The 17,024-nt window shown below is 35.9% G+C and carries 17 protein-coding genes; 16 read left to right on the forward strand and 1 reads right to left on the reverse strand.

Annotated elements, in window-relative coordinates; translation table 11 throughout:
- The first annotated feature begins 69 nt into the window (after window positions 1-69).
- The 14 genes from ACZ5R4_RS01030 to sigG all read left to right on the forward strand — a co-directional run bounded on the left by ACZ5R4_RS01030 (window position 70) and on the right by sigG (window position 15,393).
- The gene (locus ACZ5R4_RS01030) at window positions 70-1,992 is read left to right on the forward strand and encodes a stage V sporulation protein D (RefSeq protein WP_109984492.1); all 1,923 of its coding nucleotides are present in this window, start codon (window positions 70-72) and stop codon (window positions 1,990-1,992) included.
- Between the two features lie 88 nt (window positions 1,993-2,080).
- On the forward strand, window positions 2,081-3,553 hold the full coding sequence (locus tag ACZ5R4_RS01035) for a UDP-N-acetylmuramoyl-L-alanyl-D-glutamate--2,6-diaminopimelate ligase (RefSeq protein ID WP_425454581.1): 1,473 nt from the start codon (window positions 2,081-2,083) through the stop codon (window positions 3,551-3,553).
- A 112-nt stretch (window positions 3,554-3,665) separates the two neighbouring features.
- Window positions 3,666-4,649 carry a phospho-N-acetylmuramoyl-pentapeptide-transferase gene (gene mraY / locus ACZ5R4_RS01040; RefSeq protein ID WP_109984490.1) on the forward strand — a complete coding sequence of 328 codons (984 nt, stop codon included), beginning with the start codon at window positions 3,666-3,668 and terminating at the stop codon, window positions 4,647-4,649.
- A complete protein-coding gene (gene murD / locus ACZ5R4_RS01045) occupies window positions 4,646-5,992 on the forward strand; it encodes a UDP-N-acetylmuramoyl-L-alanine--D-glutamate ligase (protein WP_464367974.1) in 1,347 nt (448 codons plus the stop codon). Before mraY ends, murD begins: the two co-directional genes overlap by 4 nt.
- A gap of 83 nt (window positions 5,993-6,075) precedes the next feature.
- Window positions 6,076-7,185 carry a stage V sporulation protein E gene (gene spoVE, locus ACZ5R4_RS01050; protein WP_277677817.1) on the forward strand — a complete coding sequence of 370 codons (1,110 nt, stop codon included), beginning with the start codon at window positions 6,076-6,078 and terminating at the stop codon, window positions 7,183-7,185.
- 200 nt (window positions 7,186-7,385) lie between these two features.
- Entirely contained in the window at window positions 7,386-8,180 is a 795-nt protein-coding gene (locus ACZ5R4_RS01055) for a cell division protein FtsQ/DivIB (RefSeq protein WP_109984487.1), read from the forward strand.
- Window positions 8,170-8,856, forward strand: coding sequence for a DUF881 domain-containing protein (locus ACZ5R4_RS01060; RefSeq protein WP_054787604.1), 687 nt, complete (start codon window positions 8,170-8,172; stop codon window positions 8,854-8,856). The genes ACZ5R4_RS01055 and ACZ5R4_RS01060 overlap by 11 nt, the downstream gene beginning before the upstream one ends.
- Window positions 8,856-9,590, forward strand: coding sequence for a DUF881 domain-containing protein (locus ACZ5R4_RS01065; RefSeq protein WP_464367975.1), 735 nt, complete (start codon window positions 8,856-8,858; stop codon window positions 9,588-9,590). The genes ACZ5R4_RS01060 and ACZ5R4_RS01065 overlap by 1 nt, the downstream gene beginning before the upstream one ends.
- A complete protein-coding gene (locus tag ACZ5R4_RS01070; RefSeq protein WP_109984485.1) occupies window positions 9,591-9,938 on the forward strand; it encodes a small basic family protein in 348 nt (115 codons plus the stop codon).
- A gap of 164 nt (window positions 9,939-10,102) precedes the next feature.
- Window positions 10,103-11,398 (forward strand): cell division protein FtsA, encoded by a 1,296-nt coding sequence (gene ftsA, locus ACZ5R4_RS01075; RefSeq protein WP_109984484.1) that lies wholly within the window; start codon window positions 10,103-10,105, stop codon window positions 11,396-11,398.
- 134 nt (window positions 11,399-11,532) lie between these two features.
- A complete protein-coding gene (gene ftsZ, locus ACZ5R4_RS01080) occupies window positions 11,533-12,678 on the forward strand; it encodes a cell division protein FtsZ (RefSeq protein ID WP_109984483.1) in 1,146 nt (381 codons plus the stop codon).
- Between the two features lie 224 nt (window positions 12,679-12,902).
- A complete protein-coding gene (gene spoIIGA, locus ACZ5R4_RS01085; RefSeq protein ID WP_054859544.1) occupies window positions 12,903-13,796 on the forward strand; it encodes a sigma-E processing peptidase SpoIIGA in 894 nt (297 codons plus the stop codon).
- Between the two features lie 21 nt (window positions 13,797-13,817).
- The gene (gene sigE / locus ACZ5R4_RS01090) at window positions 13,818-14,537 is read left to right on the forward strand and encodes an RNA polymerase sporulation sigma factor SigE (protein WP_054859543.1); all 720 of its coding nucleotides are present in this window, start codon (window positions 13,818-13,820) and stop codon (window positions 14,535-14,537) included.
- Window positions 14,538-14,610: 73 nt separating this feature from the next.
- Complete coding sequence (sigG, locus tag ACZ5R4_RS01095) at window positions 14,611-15,393, forward strand: RNA polymerase sporulation sigma factor SigG (RefSeq protein WP_054787601.1); 783 nt, start codon at window positions 14,611-14,613, stop codon at window positions 15,391-15,393.
- Window positions 15,394-15,451: 58 nt separating this feature from the next.
- On the opposite strand, the gene ACZ5R4_RS01100 is transcribed toward sigG, so the two are convergent.
- Entirely contained in the window at window positions 15,452-15,637 is a 186-nt protein-coding gene (locus ACZ5R4_RS01100; protein ID WP_054859541.1) for a YfhD family protein, read from the reverse strand.
- 190 nt (window positions 15,638-15,827) lie between these two features.
- Here ACZ5R4_RS01100 and ACZ5R4_RS01105 point away from each other — a divergent pair, with 190 nt between their 5' ends.
- Window positions 15,828-16,103 carry a YlmC/YmxH family sporulation protein gene (locus ACZ5R4_RS01105; protein WP_054787599.1) on the forward strand — a complete coding sequence of 92 codons (276 nt, stop codon included), beginning with the start codon at window positions 15,828-15,830 and terminating at the stop codon, window positions 16,101-16,103.
- A gap of 104 nt (window positions 16,104-16,207) precedes the next feature.
- A complete protein-coding gene (gene pgeF / locus ACZ5R4_RS01110) occupies window positions 16,208-17,011 on the forward strand; it encodes a peptidoglycan editing factor PgeF (RefSeq protein ID WP_464367976.1) in 804 nt (267 codons plus the stop codon).
- Window positions 17,012-17,024: the final 13 nt, after the last annotated feature.

Here is a 17,024-nt window from a genome sequence, read left to right on the forward strand (position 1 = left end):
GTGTTCTATTCATTTTGATTCACACATATATTGGGACAAAAAGTTTCTTTTTGCTAAAGGAGATTTGCTATGAAGCGTATTACCAATATGGTGGTTCAAAAGCGAATTGTCACTGTGTTTCTTTTTGCGATTATCGTCTTATTAATCATCCTATTTCGCCTAGGATTCGTGCAGTTTATTTGGTCCGATTTTCTTATCGGACAAGCAGAGGAGCTATGGAGCAGAGATATTGTCTTTGAGCCAGAAAGAGGGCAAATTCTAGATACGAATAAGGAAGTGTTAGCAGAAAACGTTTCTGCGCCCACAGTAATGGTTGTGCCTCGGCAAGTAACGGAACCAGAAAAAACGGCAAGAGAGCTTGCTAAAGTGTTAGATATGGATTATGAATCTGCATTGGATTATGTTACTAAAATGGAGAGAATCGTAAAAATTCCGGAAGGTAGAAAAATATCCGAGGAAAAAGCTGTCGCAGTACAATCACTTAACTTAGAGGGTGTCTATATAGCCGAAGATTCCATAAGACACTACCCTAATGGTGATTATTTATCACACGTCTTAGGTTTTAGTGGGATAGACAATCAGGGATTAACAGGATTAGAGCTATTCTATGATGATCAGCTAAGTGGTAAAGAAGGTAGCTTGTCATTTTATAGTGATGCAAAGGGGATGCGTTTGCCTCAAATGGCTGATAAGTATACACCTCCTGAGGATGGGGCTCACCTACAGCTAACAATCGATGACCGTGTTCAAACTATCATAGAAAGAGAATTAGATATTGCTGTTGAAAAATTTAATCCTGATAGCGCCATTGCAATTGCCGTCAATCCGAATGATGGAAGTGTGTTGGGTATGTCATCAAGACCCTCATTTGATCCAGCAAACTATCAAGAAATCGATCCAGAGGTGTACAACCGTAATTTACCGATATGGAGTACTTATGAACCGGGATCTACCTTTAAAATTATAACACTTGCAGCGGCGTTGGAGGAACAAAAGGTAGATCTATTAAAGGATACGTATAACGATGATGGGAGTATTGAGGTTGGTGGAACTCACTTGCATTGCTGGAAAAGTGGCGGGCATGGTCATCAAACCTTTTTGGAGGTTGTCCAAAACTCATGTAACCCTGGATTTATCGTTCTCGGACAAAAATTAGGCAAAGAGAAGCTATTCTCCTACATTGAAGATTTTGGATTTGGTAGTAAGACAGGTATTGATTTACAGGGAGAAGCAAGTGGGATCCTATTTGATCTGGAAAATGTAGGACCAGTAGAATTAGCGACAACTTCCTTTGGGCAAGGAGTATCCGTCACTCCTATTCAGCAGGTTATGGCCGTTTCGGCTGCGGTTAATGGAGGTTATTTATATGAGCCATACGTTGCAAAGGCATTGTTAGATCCAGTAACGGGGGAAGTTCTCGACGAAAATGAACCAATATTAAAAAGAAGAGTAATCTCCACTGAGACTTCCAAGGAAGTTCGTAATGCCTTAGAACATGTTGTAGCGTTAGGAACTGGTAGAAATGCTTATGTTGAAGGGTACCGAGTTGGAGGGAAAACTGGTACTGCTCAAAAAGTAGGGGAAAACGGACAGTATATGGAGAATAATTATGTTGTATCCTTTATAGGGTTTGCCCCAGCGAATGATCCAGAAATTGTAGTATATGTTGCCATTGATAATCCTAAAGGAGCCGTTCAGTTTGGTGGAGTGGTGGCTGCACCAATAGTTGGAACGATAATTGATGACAGCTTACGAGCATTAGATGTTCCAAAGCAAAAGAATGGAGTCGAGAAAAAATACCAATGGCCAGAAAATCCTAAGATTGAAGTACCTGAGTTAATTGGTATGAAAAAGTCAGAGCTTCCAGAATATATGATATCTCTTCAAATTGAAACTTTAGGGGAAGGAGACTATATTATTGATCAAGCACCAAATGCAGGAGAAAAGGTAGAGGAAGGTAGTAAAATACGTATAGTGCTTGGGGATAAATAGTTACAAAGATTTATCGATATGTGACAGAAGTTTTGGTATAATATTATAGTTGTGGATAAAGGAATAGAAAGTAAGGTGACAAATGATGATCAATGTAACTGCATTACTTAAAAATGTACCTAATTATACATGCAATCATAATATCGATGAAATAATGATAACAAGTGTGGAGAAGGACAATCGTGAGGTAAAGAAAGGTTCACTATTTGTTTGTATAAAAGGCTTTACGGTTGATGGACATGATTTTGCCCAATCAGCAGTAGAAAATGGAGCTACTGTAATTGTAGCAGAAAAAGAACTAGACGTGGACATACCTGTAGTTAGAGTATCAAATACGGATCTGGTTTTACCAATACTTGCCAATGCTTTTTTTCAACACCCTACACAAAGGTTGAAATTAATCGGGGTTACTGGCACGAATGGAAAAACCTCTGTTACACATTTAATTGATGAAATATGTAAAAAAAATCAGCAACAAACGGGTATTATTGGAACAATAGAGATGCGAATTAACGATCAAGTTTACCCAGTGAAGAATACAACACCTGATGCACTATTTTTACAAAAAAGCTTTCATCAAATGGTTACAGAAAAGGTAGATACGGCTATCATGGAAGTATCCTCACATGCTTTAGACCAAGGTAGAGTGCACGGTTCAGAATTTGATATAGCAGTATTTACAAACCTAACGCAAGATCATCTGGATTACCATCCAACGATGAATCATTATTTATTCGCAAAGAGCTTATTATTTGCTCAATTAGGCAATCACTATGAGGTAGATAAAAACAAATATGCCATTATCAACATGGATGATAAAAATAGTGAATTTATTATCAAAGCAACAGCACAGCCAGTTGTAACATATGGCATTGAGATGCAAGCAGACTTTAGGGCTGAAAATATCGTACTTCGAGCAAATGGTGTCAGCTTTGACATGAAAACACCTGAAGGTATCGTTAAAATAAATAGTAAGCTAATGGGATTATTTAGTGTCTACAATATGCTAGCTGCCTCAGCAGCTGCTTTTTACAGTGGGGTACCATTACCACTAATTCAAGAGGTATTAGCAGAAACAAATGGAGTAAATGGAAGATTTCAACCAATTGAGAATGATTTAGGTATTGGTGTCATTGTTGATTATGCTCATACTCCAGACTCTTTGCAAAATGTTTTAACAACCATAAAATCATTCAGTAAAGCGAAGATCTATGTTGTGGTAGGCTGTGGTGGCGACAGGGATAGAACAAAACGACCAATAATGGCTTCTGTTGCATGTCAATTAGCAGATCAAGCTATTTTTACGTCAGATAATCCTCGTTCGGAGGATCCACTAGCGATTATTAAAGATATGGAAAAAGGATTAAATGCTGACAATTATCAAGTGGTTGTTGATCGAGAGGAAGCAATAAAAGAAGCAATACACTCTGCTAATGAAGGTGATGTCATTCTCATAGCTGGTAAGGGACATGAAACATATCAAATTATCGGTGAAGAGGTATTAGATTTTGATGATGCAGAAATAGCACAGCGTATTTTGACAAATCTTACACGTGGTTAACTTCCTCGATTAATTAGTAATTTAGTTGGGAACATCCTAAAGGGTTTCATTATTCATGAACAGGAATGATGATGCTTTTGTAGGGTATGTAAGTGGATTGGAGAGAACATAGATGAGTGAATATACTTTTTTAATTACAATAGCTATAGCATTTTTGATTACAGTCTTACTATCCCCTATTTTTATCCCTTTTTTAAAGAGATTAAAATTCGGACAGAGCATTCGAGAGGAAGGTCCTAAATCACACCAAAAGAAATCGGGAACACCGACAATGGGTGGATTAATGATTATTCTTAGTATTGCAATTACAAGTATAATCGTAACCTTAAAGGTAAATAGTGGTTGGAACTTCGAGATTAGCCTTTTACTTTTAGTGCTATTAGGGTTTGGTCTATTAGGTTTTCTGGATGATTTTATTAAAGTGGTTATGAAACGAAATTTAGGTCTTAACTCTAAGCAAAAGCTATTAGGGCAAATTATCATTTCGATCATTTTTTATGTGGTGTTAAAACAACAAGATTTTCCGACAAATATTTCTATTCCAGGAACAGAATTAAATATTGAACTAGGTTGGTTTTATGCTGTTTTCATTATTATTATGTTAGTGGGTTCCTCTAATGCCGTCAATTTAACAGATGGGTTAGATGGTTTACTTGCAGGTACAGCGGCAATAGCTTTCGGAGCTTTTGCCATTTTAGCATGGTATGGTACACCAAATCTTACGGTTACCTTGTTTGCTCTAAGTGCAGTGGGCGCATTGCTAGGATTTCTTGTGTTTAATGCCCATCCAGCTAAAGTATTTATGGGAGACACTGGATCATTAGCACTTGGTGGAGTTATTGCAGCAATTGCAATTCTGCTAAAACTGGAAGTCCTTCTTGTCATCATAGGTGGTGTATTCGTTATTGAAACATTATCTGTTATCATTCAAGTCATTTCTTTTAAAACAACTGGTAAGCGTGTGTTTCGAATGAGCCCATTACATCATCATTATGAATTAAAAGGCTGGACTGAATGGAGAGTTGTTACAACATTTTGGGCAGTTGGAATTCTATTTGCTATATTAGGTATTTATATTGAGGTGTTGACATCATGAGAAAACTAAAAAAGTTCCCTTATCAAAGTGTGCTCGTACTAGGATTAGCTAAAAGTGGTACTGCTGTTGCAAAACTACTAAATAGAAATGGCATAAAGACGATAGTAAATGATTTAAAGGCAGTAGAATCTGATGCCCATGTTCAAGAACTACAAAATCTAGGTATGGAAATCATCTTAGGAGAGCATCCTCTCTCCTTATTAGATGGTATTGACGTAATTATAAAAAACCCAGGAATACCATATGAGAACCCCCTAGTTCGTCAAGCTACGGAACAAGGACTACCTGTTCTTACAGAAATTGAATTACTCTATTATTTTGAACTGGATTCATTAGTTGGAATTACGGGATCGAATGGAAAAACGACGACTACGACCCTGATTTACGAGATGTATAAACAAGATCGTCGTAAAGTAGAGGTTGCTGGTAATATTGGACTGGTAGCATCAGAGGTAGCAGAAACCATAGAGGACGGTGCAGCATTAGTTGTAGAGCTTTCATCCTTTCAATTGTTAGGAACTCAATGTTTTAAACCTAGTATTTCAGTTGTGCTAAATCTTTTCGAAGCACATCTAGATTATCATCATACGCTAGATCATTATATGGAGGCAAAGTCGAACATTTTTAAAAACCAATCAACAGGTGATTTTCTTGTATACAATGCCGACGACCAAATGGTAGAATTAATGGTTCAACAGGCAGAGACTAACTTAGTTCCGTTCAGTACGAAGGAGCACTTAGATAATGGTACATATAGTGATGGGATAGCACTTTATTATAAAAATGAAAAAATAATAGAGATTGAGAAAATAGCATTGGTTGGTGAGCATAATATTGAAAATATCTTGGCAGCAATAGCAGTGGCAAAGCTGGAAGGTATCTCTAATGAGGCAATAAAATCTGTACTTACTACCTTTACTGGAGTATCGCACCGATTGCAATTTGTAGACAATATCGAAGGTAGACTTTTTTACAATGATTCTAAAGCAACGAACATCCTTGCAACCTCCAAAGCATTACAGTCTTTTCAACAACCTACAATATTGTTAGCAGGTGGATTAGACAGAGGGAACGAGTTTGATGATTTGACACCCTATTTAAAAAATGTAAAAAGTTTCGTCCTTTTTGGAGAAACAGCACCAAAATTAAAAGCACTTGCTGAGAAAATTGGTCTGGAAAGTATTGCAACTGTAAATAATATGGAAGAAGCCGTTGAGGAAGCGTTCAAGCTTTCAGAAGAAGGAGATGTTATTCTATTATCACCAGCCTGTGCTAGCTGGGATCAATACAAAACATTTGAAGAGAGAGGAAACATGTTTGTAGAGTCTGTGCATAAATTATAGTAGGGGCATGTCTACTATAATTAAGCTTCATTGACTTTCAATCAACATAGCCCCAAGATCTATAATGATTTGGGGGTTTTTTTATGCAAAATACTGTCCAAGCAAATAAACAGTCAAGTGATCGTTTTCTTATTATTGTCATTTTAGCCATTTTAGCGATAGGAGTTCTTATGGTATACAGTGCTTCCTCCATTTGGGCGGAGTATAAATTTAACGACTCTTTTTACTTTTTAAAAAGACAATTACTGTTTGCGGGTATTGGCGTTATTTTTATGTTTATTGTCTCTAACATTCCTTATTTTCAATGGGTCAAGTATCGCAAATTGATCTTTATTGGATGTATCCTTCTTCTTATTGCAGTATTGATCCCTGGTATTGGGATGGTTAGAGGTGGAGCTAGAAGCTGGATAGGAATAGGTGCTTTTAGTATCCAGCCTGCTGAATTTATGAAACTAGGTATGATTTTGTTTTTAAGTGGTTATCTTGTTCATCACCAGAATACTTTAACACAATTTAGAAAAGGCTTTATTCCACCCCTTACGATGATCATTCTTTTGTTTTTATTAATTATGCTTCAGCCTGATTTAGGAACAGGTATGGTTTTTGTACTTACGAGCTTTTTATTATTGTTTGTTGCAGGAGCACGTATATTACACTTTGTATTTTTAGCTGGCTTTGGTTTGATCGGGTTTTTACTTCTAATCATTTCTGCACCGTATCGTATTAACCGAATTACTGCCTTTTTAGACCCCTGGCAGGACCCATTAGGAAATGGTTTCCAAATTATTCAATCACTCTATGCAATTGGTCCTGGTGGGTTATTTGGAGTTGGTTTTGGGAATAGTCTTCAAAAGTATTTTTATTTACCTGAACCTCATAATGATTTTATATTTGCTATTGTAGCTGAGGAGTTAGGGTTTATTGGTGGAATGTTTGTCATCTCATTATTCTTTTTATTTATTTGGAGAGGAATTTTAGTAGCTATACATGCTCCAGATCTATTTGCAAGACTGTTAGCTATTGGAATAGTTGGAATGATAGCCATTCAAGTTATGATCAATATTAGTGTTGTAATTGGTTTAATCCCAGTAACAGGAATAACTCTGCCATTTTTAAGCTATGGCGGATCTTCCTTGACACTTACCTTATGCTCAGTAGGAATATTAATTAATATTAGCAAGTATAGGAAATAAAGCGAAAAAAGCATTTGTCAACATTCTTGACAAATGCTTTTTTGATGGTTTTCACTACCTTGAGAGAATGTTTTGAAAAAAATACTATTTGATTAATTTGGATGCTTTCATGTGTACGAGGATGTGTTATAATTTTTGTGATAGCTATAATTGTTAAATACCATTCTATTAAAAAGAATGATAAAAAAGGAAGTTCAAAAATGGAAGAGAAAAGGGTAGTTTCGATTGAGGATCGTATTCCGAAACTGAAGCAAGAGCGTAGAAAAAAAGCAAATCGAAAATTAATTATTTACATAGTAATATTTTTCATTCTAATATTGGTGGGTATTTACTTACAGTCTCCATTGAGTAATATAAGTAAAATTGAAGTAGAGGGTGAGCAATTTCTAACAGAGGACGAAATTATTGAAACAAGTAAATTAGATCTTGATACCAATTTCTGGGGCACACAATCGAATAAAGTAGAAGAAGCATTACGTGATCATTCTCAAATAAAAGAAGCAGAGGTTTCAAAAAAGTTACCGGGCACGATTAAAATTGAAGTGACTGAATTAACACATATAGGCTATATGACAGTTGAACAAGTGATGTATCCTGTATTGGAGGATGGAACTATTCTGGAGCAAGTAAATAAAGAAGTGATTGATGGCAGCGTCCCTATGATTTTTCAGTTTAAAGATGCGAACAATCTTCAAAGCTTAGCTAATGAATTGAGTAAGCTGCCGAGGTATATTAGAACACTTATTTCAGAAATACATAGTGAACCATCTGATACTAATCCATATATTATAAGGTTATATATGAATGATGGCTACGAAGTAGAAACAACGGCAAGAGACTTTGCATCAAACTTGAAAACCTATCCTTCTATCGTTAGTCAATTAGAAGGCGACAAGAAAGGGGTCATTAAGATAGATGATGGAGGTGCCGTCTTTACTCCATATGATGTGAATGAAGAGGAACAAAAATTGTTGGAGGAAAAAGATGAAGAGTAGGAAGCTTATTTTTGCTTTTGTTTTCTTTGTACTTGGATTTTTGTTAACATTTAGTTATCAGTATACTAAATCCAAAAATGAAGTAACGCAACTAAGTGAAAAAGATTGGGAGCAGGATTATTACTATCGACAACAATTAATCGAATTAGAGGATAAAAATAAGCAACTAAGAAACGAGCTTGCTAATATCCGACAAGAAATACAGACACAAGAGCAGGAATTGGCTAATGAAGCGGATGTTTTAAAGGATCTAGTTGACCAGAAGCTTAATCTACAAAAGCTTGTAGGTGAGCTTTCTGTTTCAGGTGATGGGGTAGCAGTTACGTTAAGTGATTCAAGTTATATACCAGAAGAAGAGCATGCCAATCAATACATTGTGCATGACCGGCACATTCATCAGGTTGTGAACGAACTGTATAGTGCAGGTGCAAAGGCCATTGCGATAAATGGACAAAGAATCTATCGTCACAGCTCTATCTCTTGTGTTGGACCAGTAATCTCTATTGATGGAAACAACTTCCCAGCACCATTTGTCATAACAGCAATTGGAGATCAGCACACCTTAGAGGTGAGTTTAAATCTTCAGAACGGTGTAGTGGATAATCTTGTGCAAGATAATGTAGAGGTAAAACTTGAAAAAAAATCAAATATTGAGATGCTAGCAAGGGAAACGTGATGAAAATGAATCGCTTGAAAAATAAAGAAAAACTATGGATTAGTTTTATCTGTCTAATCATTGGTTTTATGATTGCCATCCTATTTGTTACTAATCAACAAACAGATCAGAGGGATACTCGAGATCTTTGGGAAATTCGTACAAGTATTAAAGAAGAACAGGAATCACAAGAAGCACTTTACAATGAAATTGCTACAGCTGAAAAGGTTCTTCAAGAATATAATGGGCAATCAGAAAATCAACAAATTTCCTCACTGAAAGAATCCATTGGTGATTTAAAGGAAAATGCTGGTTTGACTGAAAAGAAGGGACAAGGTATAACCATCAGCTTAAAACCTCTTTTTAGTAATAAGGAAAATAATCTTGAATACCCACAACTCAATGCAGAGTTACTACAGCTTTTAGTTAACGAACTCAATGATTATGGAGCGACTGATATTGCGATAGGAAATGAGCGAATCATCAATATTTCCCCAATACGTGATGTCAATAATAATGTGTATGTAAATGGAAGCTCAATCGGAGATTTGCCGACAACTATCTATGTCCTAACAAGTGATAGCAATAATTTAATGGATCATATGGAAGTTAGTGAGCTCAGAGATTATTTTGCCTTAGAAGATATACGATTAGAAATTAAAAAAGTAACCGAACTTGTATTACCAGCATATGACGCTCCTATTAATTTAGATGGGCTTAAGGTTTTGGATTCCATTGAAGAAGGTGAAGAATAGATGTGGCTGCCTGCATTGTTTTTAGTTTTGGGATTAATTCTAGGGTTTTTGACAAATATAACGATTCCTGATATATATGCCAATTATTTATCCATTGCTGTATTAGCCGCACTAGATACTCTATTCGGGGGTATAAGAGCACAACTTGAAGATAAATTCGATCAAAAGGTGTTTATAACAGGTTTCTTCTTCAATGTCTCACTTGCTGCATTCTTAGCATTCCTAGGAGTTCAGCTTGGAATTGACTTATATCTTGCTGCCATTTTTGCATTTGGTGTGAGATTGTTTCAGAACTTGGCAATAATTAGAAGATTACTATTGGAAAAGTACCGATTTATAAAAAAATAACGGTTTTTTGTCAAAAAGTGTAGAATTATCTTGGAGAATTCAATTTTCTTGATATTTTTTTCATTAAATCATGAAAAATATCGTGACATTTATTATAATAGTGTTTAACATAGTTTACTATATGCACTATAAGACTAATTAATGTATGAAATAGGAGGTGCCTCATGGACAACAATGAAATTTTGGTCAGCTTAGATATAGGTACATCAAAAATTAAAGTAATTATCGGCGAAGTTGTAGGAGAAACACTTAATATTATTGGAGTTGGATCCGCGAAATCCCTAGGGATGAAAAAGGGTGCAATTGTAGATATTGATGAAACCGTTCATTCCATTCGCTCAGCAGTAGAGCAAGCGGAAAGAATGGTTGATGTACATATTGATAGTGTAGTAGTCGGAATTAATGGGAATCATGTGGAATTACAGCCATGTCATGGAGTGGTAGCTGTCTCTAGTGAAGACAAGGAGATAAAAGAGGAGGATATCCATCGTGTGATGGATGCAGCTCAAGTAATTTCGATCCCACCAGAACGTGAAATCGTGGATGTAATTCCAAAACAATTTATCGTGGATGGTTTAGATGAAATCCGTGATCCAAGGGGAATGATTGGTGTTCGTCTGGAGATGGAAGGGACGATTATCACTTGCTCTAAAACGATGCTACATAATGTGTTAAAATGTGTAGAAAGAGCTGGATTAAATGTCTTAGATTTATGCTTACACCCTCTTGCTACTGGTGAAATTGCCTTATCAAAAGATGAGAAGAATCTAGGAGTTGCTTTACTAGATATTGGTGGGGGCAGTACAACTGTATCTGTATACGAGGATGATACGCTAACAGGTACGAGTGTTATTCCATTAGGTGGAGATAACATTACGAAGGATTTGTCGATTGGTCTGAGAACAACGACTCAAGAAGCAGAAGATATTAAGCTAGATCACGGTTATGCTTTTTATGATGATGCCAATGAGGAGGAAGGTTTTGAAGTTAATATAATTGGTAGTAACCAAAAAGAAGTCTATAATCAAGTGCATCTTGCAGAGATCATTGAGGCTAGATTAGAAGAAATTTTTCTTTATAGTGCTAGAGAAATTCAAAAAATGGGCTATAATGAAATACCTGGTGGGCTTGTTTTAACTGGCGGTACTATGAGCATGCCTGGTGCAGCCGATTTAGCACAGCAACTTTTTCAGAGTAATATTCGAATTGCAATCCCGGATTACATTGGTGTTAGAGATCCGCAATATACGGCTGGAATTGGTATCTTGAAATTTGCTTATAAGAATGCGAAAATACAAGGGAAAGCATTTTCAAGCTCTGTTTCAGAGCAAGTAGAGGTCTCACAACCTGTTGAACAAAGACAACAGGAACAAGTAAAAACAAGACAACCAAAAGAAAAAGAGAAAAAAGAGAAAAAGGAACCTAAGCTAGCAAACTTATTTAAGTATTTCTTTGATTAATAGGGAATGCTTTGTTTTCCAATAACTATATGTGAATATGCCTCTTACATAAAGTAAGAGAAATGTAGATTTTGGAAAATAATACACGTAGAAAGAGACAGACCTGTAAACTAGCAAAATTAGGAGGAAATAAAATGTTGGACTTTGATACGAATATGGATCAACTAGCATCAATTAAAGTAATTGGTGTTGGTGGTGGAGGAAGTAATGCCGTCAATCGAATGATTGAGCATGGTGTTCAGGGCGTTGACTTTATTGCTGTTAATACAGATGCACAAGCATTAAATTTGTCTAAGGCTGAAGTGAAAATGCAGCTCGGCACAAAACTTACGAGAGGATTGGGTGCAGGTGCAAACCCAGAAGTTGGTAGAAAGGCTGCAGAAGAAAGCAAGGAACAGATTGAAGAAGTATTAAAAGGAGCCGATATGGTCTTCGTTACAGCTGGTATGGGTGGTGGAACAGGTACTGGTGCTGCTCCTGTTATCGCACAGGTAGCGAAGGAATTAGGCGCTTTAACTGTTGGTGTGGTTACAAGACCTTTTACCTTTGAAGGGAGAAAAAGGGCAACACAAGCAGTCTCTGGAATTGAAGGTTTAAAAAGTAATGTAGATACTTTAATCGTCATTCCAAATGATAGATTACTAGAAATAATTGATAAAAACACCCCAATGCTAGAAGCTTTCCGTGAAGCAGATAACGTATTACGACAAGGTGTACAAGGTATCTCTGATTTAATCGCAACACCAGGTTTAATTAACGTAGACTTTGCTGATGTGAAAACAATTATGCAGGATAAAGGTTCGGCATTAATGGGTATCGGTATTGCTACAGGTGAGAGTAGGGCAGCTGAAGCAGCCAAAAAAGCAATTTCTTCTCCATTACTGGAGACATCTATTGATGGTGCTCACGGGGTATTGATGAATATTACAGGTGGAACTAATTTAAGCCTCTATGAGGTACAAGAAGCTGCAGACATTGTTACATCTGCAGCAGATCAAGAGGTGAATGTCATATTTGGTTCTGTCATTAATGAAGATCTCAAGGATGAAATTGTCGTAACGGTTATCGCAACAGGCTTTGATGAATCGCAACTTCGCAATGCACAGTCTAAACCAAAGCCATCTTCGTTACAGCAAAATACCCCACAACAACGTGAGGTACAAGAAAAGCCACAGGAGCAATCTACTGCTAGCATTTCCTCTTCTTCAAGAGGATCGAAACAACAAGAAGATACTTTAGACATACCAACCTTTTTACGAAACCGAAACCGAAGAAGATAACAACTAGACCGGGGATTTTCCCCGGTCTTTTGCTTTTTTTCCATCCTCTGTTTCTAGCCTCACTATAGCCTCACAATTTACAAGAAAGAAGCTTCTACAAAATAAGTGAAAAGTTCTAAAAAAAAGCGGCTTTTTGCATACGAATTCTGACAGACTTCTTTCAGCTTGTCATTTATACTAGGTAAACAAGATTAACAAATCCCTATAATGGAGAGATAGAAAAGGTGATTATATATGTTGAGTTGATATGGTTACTAAATTGGCTAATTGATTGGATGATCCTTTTATTAACACAATCCATAAATCTTACAAGCTCGAAATGGTACCGAATAGGTTTTGCGGGCTTTTTTGGTTCCATTATTGTTCCAATAACCATTCTTTTTCCAGACCTTTCTTTAGGTGCATGGTATATAAAAATCATTCATTCTTTCGTCATTGTCTATCTTGCATTTGGTTTTCATAATTTAGCGGTATTTCTCAAAAGGCTTTTTTCCTTCTATTTTATGACTTTTGCAATAGGTGGTGGCTTATTGGCTGCACATTATATGTTTACTTATGACATTACTCAATTAAATGTCGAATTAGAACCAACCCAAATTCATGTCGTCTTTGTAGGGGTTGGCTTTCCAATAATTTTTCTGTTTACAAAGTGGAGAATGGACAAGCACAAGTACTATCAATTTAAGAAAGATCATCTCTATGAGGTTTCGGTCTATTGGCGAGAAAAGACCAGTAATGTCAAGGGCTACATGGATAGTGGTAATCAGCTTGTGGAACCAATTTCACAACTACCCGTCATTATAGGTGATGAATATTTAATGCAAACATGGTTCGATAAGCAATCATTCAAAGAATTAAAAGATAGCTTTCAACAATTCAAAGATGGTGAAGCAGATGAATTTCCTTATCCCTTCTTTCGAATCATTCCTTTCAAAGGGGTGGGAGGTCAGAGTGAGTGGTTACTTGCATTTAAGCCTGATTACATTCAAATACATATGAATAAACAAAATCCTTTGCTTATTGAAGACGTGCTTATTGGTATTCAATTTGGGAGGTTAGTTGGTGATAACAGCTATCAATGCTTGCTTCACCCTAGATTATTTAAAAAAGCAGGATAAATAGAGATAGGAGTGGAATTAATGCTAATTGTACAAAACAAATATAAAATGATTCTTTATAAGGTATTAAAAAAGCTCGGTTTTATTGAAGAGGAGATCTTTTATATTGGTGGTAGCGAAGCATTACCACCTCCTTTATCAAAAGAAGAAGAATTTGAATTAATTAACCGATTACCTAATGGAGACAAATCTGCTCGCGCTATGTTAATCGAACGAAATTTGCGTTTAGTTGTTTATATTGCAAGAAAATTTGAAAACACGGGAATCAATATAGAAGATTTAATTAGCATTGGAACGATTGGACTTATAAAAGCAATCAATACTTTTAATCCAGAAAAGAAGATTAAGCTAGCAACTTATGCTTCACGGTGTATCGAAAACGAAATTCTCATGTACTTACGCAAAAATAATAAATTAAAAACAGAAGTCTCTTTTGATGAGCCGTTAAATGTCGACTGGGATGGCAATGAGCTCTTATTATCAGATGTGCTTGGAACGGATGATGATGTAACATTTAAGGATTTAGAACAAAGTGTTGATAAATCACTACTAAAGGATGCCTTAGATCAATTAAATGGCAGGGAAAAACAAATAATGGAGCTTAGGTTTGGTCTAGTAAATAATGAAGAAAAAACCCAAAAAGATGTAGCAGATATGCTAGGTATTTCACAGTCATATATATCAAGGCTTGAGAAGAAAATAATCAAGCGATTGCAAAAGGAATTTAATAAGATGGTCTAGTTATGTATGCATAAAAACGCCCTGATTGGTGATACTGATTTTTGAGAAGGATCTCCAATCGGGAGGGTGCATGATGACAAGACATAAAGTTGAAATTTGTGGGGTAGACACATCTACATTACCAGTATTAAAGAATGAAGAAATGAGAAGGCTGTTTAAAGCAATGCATGAAGGAGATCAAACAGCGCGAGAAAAGCTTGTCAATGGCAATTTACGGTTGGTCTTAAGTGTAATTCAACGTTTTCACAATCGCGGTGAATACGGTGATGACTTATTCCAAGTTGGATGTATCGGTCTGCTAAAATCCATTGATAATTTTGATCTTGGTCAAAATGTAAAATTTTCTACTTATGCTGTGCCAATGATAATTGGCGAGATTCGACGTTATTTAAGAGACAATAATCCGATTCGAGTATCAAGGTCACTTCGCGATATCGCTTATAAAGCATTACATGCAAGAGAAAAGTTAATGAGTAAAACAGCAAAAGATCCTTCTCCAATGGAAATCGCTGAAGAACTAGATGTTCCAGTAACAGATGTAATCTTTGCGCTTGATGCAATACAAGATCCTGTGTCCTTGTTTGAACCAATATTTAATGATGGAGGGGATCCGATTTACGTAATGGATCAAGTAAGCGATGATTCCATAAAAGATAATGACTGGATTAATTACTTATCTATTAAAGAAGGAATGCAACGACTGAATAAACGGGAGAAAATGATTTTAAATAAACGTTTCTTCCAAGGTAAGACCCAAATGGAAGTTGCTGATGAAATCGGCATCTCCCAAGCTCAAGTATCAAGACTTGAAAAAGCCGCAATCAAAGAAATGAATAAAGAGATGTTTGATTCGTGAAAATGTAACAAAAATACGACCCTGTTTCGATAATGAAACAGGGTTTTGTATTTATTTACTAACTTCTAGAAGCAGCTCCTTTTACACGCTTATCAGCAGCTCTACTACGTGCTTGTGCTTGTTTGTCCTCTATATCTGCTACCTCTTCAGAGAATTCAATATCTAACCCATCCCCGATTTGATTTTTAGGTGTTTGTGCTAATTTATTTCGATTACTATTTAATTTATGTTCATCCTTACCCAATCTAATCAACTCCTAAAGCTAGTTATCAAGCCTTTTACCCAAACCATCCTAGTAAGTAAAAGTCTCCTTATCATTATTTGCAGTGAGTGTTTTGTCATACGATTTTTTTCATGAATTTTAAAAAATCTGTTGTAAGGTTCACCATATTTTATCAATAGCAACATATATTGTTTAATAAGGTGGTGGTAAAATGATTACATTATCGGCTATGCAGATGAAGGATATCGTGTTTATAGAGGATGGAACAAAAATAGGAAATTTAACGGATATAGAAATTAATGTTGAAATTGGGCGTATAACGAATTTAGTTGTCGCAACAAAATCAAAAGTTTTTGGTGTTTTTGGAGAATCAAGAGAAATTATCATCCCTTGGGAAAATGTAATGAAAATAGGGCAAGATGTTATTTTAGTTAAAAAAGATAACTATACCTTCCACGAACCAAATCAGATCCGAGTGAAGGAGTAGCTTGCTTGATTCATGCGTCTGATTCGTTTTCCTCTTCGTAATGTACATGAAATTGTTATGTTTTCAGAAAATGTGGTAAAATGATGAAAAATAGGAGGATTACGATGAAAGAGCCATTTTTTCTTGGAAAAAATAATAATATTTTATATATAGATCATTGGAGACAGAAATTTAATATTTTAGCAGGATTTTCAACCAGAAATGGTGGAGTTAGTGAAAGTCCATACAATAGCTTTAATTTTGGTTTTCACGTAGATGATAATCCGGCATATGTATTGAGAAACAGAGAAATCTTAGCAAAAGAGCTAAATGTGCCTCTTAATAGCTGGGTTTTGGCCGACCAAATACATGGAAACAATGTGGAAGTGGTCGATGATTCTGACTGTGGTAAAGGAAGCTACAAACTTAATGATGCTATACGAAATACGGATGGATTAATCACGAATAAATCAAATATTTTAATTGCTGCATTGTTTGCAGACTGTGTACCTCTGTTTTTTTTAGCAAAAAAGAATTTAACCTTTGCAATATCTCATGCTGGGTGGAAAGGTACTGTCGGAAATATTGCAGCAAAAACAATTCAAGCATTTCAAAACCAATCTATTCCATTAGAAGAGATCGAGGTAGTGATTGGTCCAAGCATATGTGGGCAATGCTATGAAGTAAGTGAGCAAGTAATTAAACACGTGCCAGATACATACAGCAGTGTATATTCTAGATTAGATTCGAGCTATTTCCTAAATTTAAAAGAACTTAACTATGCCCAACTAATAGAAGCGGGAATCCAATCATCCAATATATATGTTTCCAAATATTGTACAGCTCATGACTCGCAATTCTTCTCTCACCGAAGAGACGATAATAAGACAGGCAGAATGATTGGTTTTATCACATCACAAAATAGATAAAGCATAAATGACA

The organism is Gracilibacillus sp. JCM 18860 (assembly GCF_055395245.1).

What these genes read in the sequence shown, in the direction of transcription:
- ACZ5R4_RS01030 (WP_109984492.1), top strand. Translation starts at nt 70, where the DNA reads ATGAAGCGTATTACCAATATGGTGGTTCAAAAGCGAATTGTCACTGTG.
- mraY (WP_109984490.1), top strand. Translation starts at nt 3,666, where the DNA reads ATGAGTGAATATACTTTTTTAATTACAATAGCTATAGCATTTTTGATT.
- murD (WP_464367974.1), top strand. Translation starts at nt 4,646, where the DNA reads ATGAGAAAACTAAAAAAGTTCCCTTATCAAAGTGTGCTCGTACTAGGA.
- spoVE (WP_277677817.1), top strand. Translation starts at nt 6,076, where the DNA reads ATGCAAAATACTGTCCAAGCAAATAAACAGTCAAGTGATCGTTTTCTT.
- ACZ5R4_RS01055 (WP_109984487.1), top strand. Translation starts at nt 7,386, where the DNA reads ATGGAAGAGAAAAGGGTAGTTTCGATTGAGGATCGTATTCCGAAACTG.
- ACZ5R4_RS01060 (WP_054787604.1), top strand. Translation starts at nt 8,170, where the DNA reads ATGAAGAGTAGGAAGCTTATTTTTGCTTTTGTTTTCTTTGTACTTGGA.
- ACZ5R4_RS01065 (WP_464367975.1), top strand. Translation starts at nt 8,856, where the DNA reads ATGAAAATGAATCGCTTGAAAAATAAAGAAAAACTATGGATTAGTTTT.
- ACZ5R4_RS01070 (WP_109984485.1), top strand. Translation starts at nt 9,591, where the DNA reads ATGTGGCTGCCTGCATTGTTTTTAGTTTTGGGATTAATTCTAGGGTTT.
- ftsA (WP_109984484.1), top strand. Translation starts at nt 10,103, where the DNA reads ATGGACAACAATGAAATTTTGGTCAGCTTAGATATAGGTACATCAAAA.
- ftsZ (WP_109984483.1), top strand. Translation starts at nt 11,533, where the DNA reads ATGTTGGACTTTGATACGAATATGGATCAACTAGCATCAATTAAAGTA.
- sigE (WP_054859543.1), top strand. Translation starts at nt 13,818, where the DNA reads ATGCTAATTGTACAAAACAAATATAAAATGATTCTTTATAAGGTATTA.
- sigG (WP_054787601.1), top strand. Translation starts at nt 14,611, where the DNA reads ATGACAAGACATAAAGTTGAAATTTGTGGGGTAGACACATCTACATTA.
- ACZ5R4_RS01105 (WP_054787599.1), top strand. Translation starts at nt 15,828, where the DNA reads ATGATTACATTATCGGCTATGCAGATGAAGGATATCGTGTTTATAGAG.
- pgeF (WP_464367976.1), top strand. Translation starts at nt 16,208, where the DNA reads ATGAAAGAGCCATTTTTTCTTGGAAAAAATAATAATATTTTATATATA.